This is a genomic window from Kitasatospora sp. NPDC048545, from assembly GCF_040651155.1.
In the GTDB taxonomy this organism is placed as follows: Bacteria; Actinomycetota; Actinomycetes; order Streptomycetales; family Streptomycetaceae; genus Kitasatospora.
In genome coordinates, this window is sequence record NZ_JBEZIQ010000160.1 from 1 (window position 1) to 2,244 (window position 2,244).

General features: G+C 72.1%; 2 protein-coding genes. Both read left to right on the forward strand.

What is annotated here, in order from left to right; translation table 11 throughout:
* Window positions 1-159: 159 nt before the first annotated feature.
* A complete protein-coding gene (locus AB0D10_RS46205) occupies window positions 160-609 on the forward strand; it encodes a DUF6238 family protein (RefSeq protein ID WP_360269090.1) in 450 nt (149 codons plus the stop codon).
* Window positions 610-631: 22 nt separating this feature from the next.
* Window positions 632-2,137 carry an ATP-binding protein gene (locus AB0D10_RS46210; protein ID WP_360269093.1) on the forward strand — a complete coding sequence of 502 codons (1,506 nt, stop codon included), beginning with the start codon at window positions 632-634 and terminating at the stop codon, window positions 2,135-2,137.
* Window positions 2,138-2,244: the final 107 nt, after the last annotated feature.

Sequence of the window (2,244 nt, forward strand, 5' to 3'; positions counted from 1 at the left end):
TGCGCTCCGCCTGCGCCGTGGTGGAGACCGCCGCCGTGGGTGCCCAGCTCGACCTGCGCCCGCTCACCTGGCAGCAGGCCGAGGCGTTCACCGCCTCCGCGCTGCCGTTCGCCCTCGCCGCCTGATGCCGGCCCTCCCTCCTTCCGAAAGAGCACCCTGATGCCGGCCACCACCCCCGTCGCGCAGGACTTCGTCCCGTACGCGACCGCCGCGATCGACTTCCACCGCGCGCTCAACCTCCCCGCCGGCCCGCTGGTCGCCTCCCGCGCCGAACTCGACTCGCTCCACGAGCACCTGGTCGCGCTGCACGGCCTTCTCGACGCCCACGCTCAGCGCACCTTCCCGCTGCTGCCGGGCGAGGGCGACCACCTCAAGGCCACACGCACACGCCTGTGGCAGGCCGCCGACCACCTCCACGCCGCCTACCACGCCTCGCCCCGGCCCGGCAGCGGCGAGGTCCCCGGCCCCGAAGCCTGCCGCGCCCGCCTGCCCGAAGGCGCGCCGGAGCTGACCATCTGCCGCCGCCACCAGGAGACCGCGCAGCTGGTGCGCCGCCGCACCACCCCCGCAGACCTGCACTCACCGTTCACCGGCCTCGTCCGCCGCTGACCCCCACCCCGGAATCGTGATCATGCCCAGGAACCGCGCCACCGCCAGCCCCCTGTTCGTCCCGAGCAAGAGCACCCGCGCCCAACAGCGTGCGGCCCGCGCCGAGTTCGCCCAAGCCCGCACCAAGGCCCGCCACGCGCAGCCCGCCGCCGAACGCCCCCGGAACAGCGGACCCGACGCGGACCTCCAGCCCGTCTACCCGGCTGCCGGCCGGCCGGGTCCGGCCTCCGCTCGCGGAGGCAAGCTCCGTCTGCCCAAGCACCGCCTGACCACGGCCGTCGCCGGTTGGGCCTATCCGTTCCTCGCGGAGGCCGGCCTCGGCGCGGAGGGGATCTTCGTCGGCCGCGACCTCCATGCCGAGGGCAGCTTCTGTTACGACCCCTTCACGCTCTACAACTCGGGCCGAATAGAAGGGTTCACGAACCCGAACGGCATCTTGTGCGGCGTCATCGGCATGGGCAAGAGCGCCCTGGCCAAGTCCATCGCCACCCGCGCCATCGCCCACGGCTACAAGATCTATGTGCCGAGCGATCCGAAGGGTGAGTGGTCGGGGCTGGCCCAGGCCCTCGGCGGACAGACCATCGCACTGGGCCCCGGTCTCCCGGGCAGGTTGAACCCGCTTGACGCCCCGCAGCGGCCTGCGGAGGTGAGTGAGGAGGACTGGCGCACCGAGGTCCGTAAGCGACGCCTGCTCCTGCTGGCCAGCCTCGCGGCCACCGTGCTCAAGCGCGACCTGCTGCCAATGGAACACACCGGCCTCGACGTCGCCCTGGACCTGGTCGTCGCCGACACCGACGCTGCCGGCACCGTGCCACTGCTCGGCGACATCGCCCACATCCTCGGCCGCCCCGACCGCCTCGACGCCGCCCTCGGCGGCCAGGCCGGCAGCCTCGGCCACGCTACCGACGACCTCGCCCACGCCCTGCGCCGCCTGGTCCACGGTGACCTCAGCGGGATGTTCGACGCGCCGTCCACCGTCGTGTTCGACGCGAACGCGCCGATGCTCTCCATCGACCTGTCGCGCTTGGGCAGCAGCGGCGACGACACCGCCCTCGTCCTCGCGATGACCTGCGCCTCGGCGTGGATGGAGGCGGCCCTCGCGGACCCCTCCGGTGGCCGCCGGTGGGTGATCTACGACGAGGCGTGGCGGATCATGCGCCATGTCGGCTTGCTGGAGCGGATGCAGCAGCAGTGGAAGCTCAGCCGCGGGCTGGGCATCGCCAACCTGCTGATCCTGCACCGGCTTTCCGACCTGCTCTCCGCTGGCGACGCCGGATCGCGTGGGCGGGTTCTCGCCGAGGGCCTCCTGGCCGACTGCAGCACGAGGATCATCTACCGCCAGGAACCGGACCAGATCCCCGCCGCCATGGCCCTGCTCGGCCTCACCGGCGTCGAAGCGCAGGCCATCGCTGCCCTCACTCGCGGCCGGGGCCTGTGGAAGGTCGCCTCGCTCTCCTTCATCGTCCAGCACCTCCTCCATAGCCGCGAACGGGCGCTCTACGACACCGACTTCCGCATGGCCGCATGACCTGCATGACTTCAGAAATCCTGAACTCACGGGTTCCGCCACGGACAACTCACGCCTCACACCGGACAGCAAGGAGCGGGTCCCCGTCGTCCTCGTCCGCAGCGGGC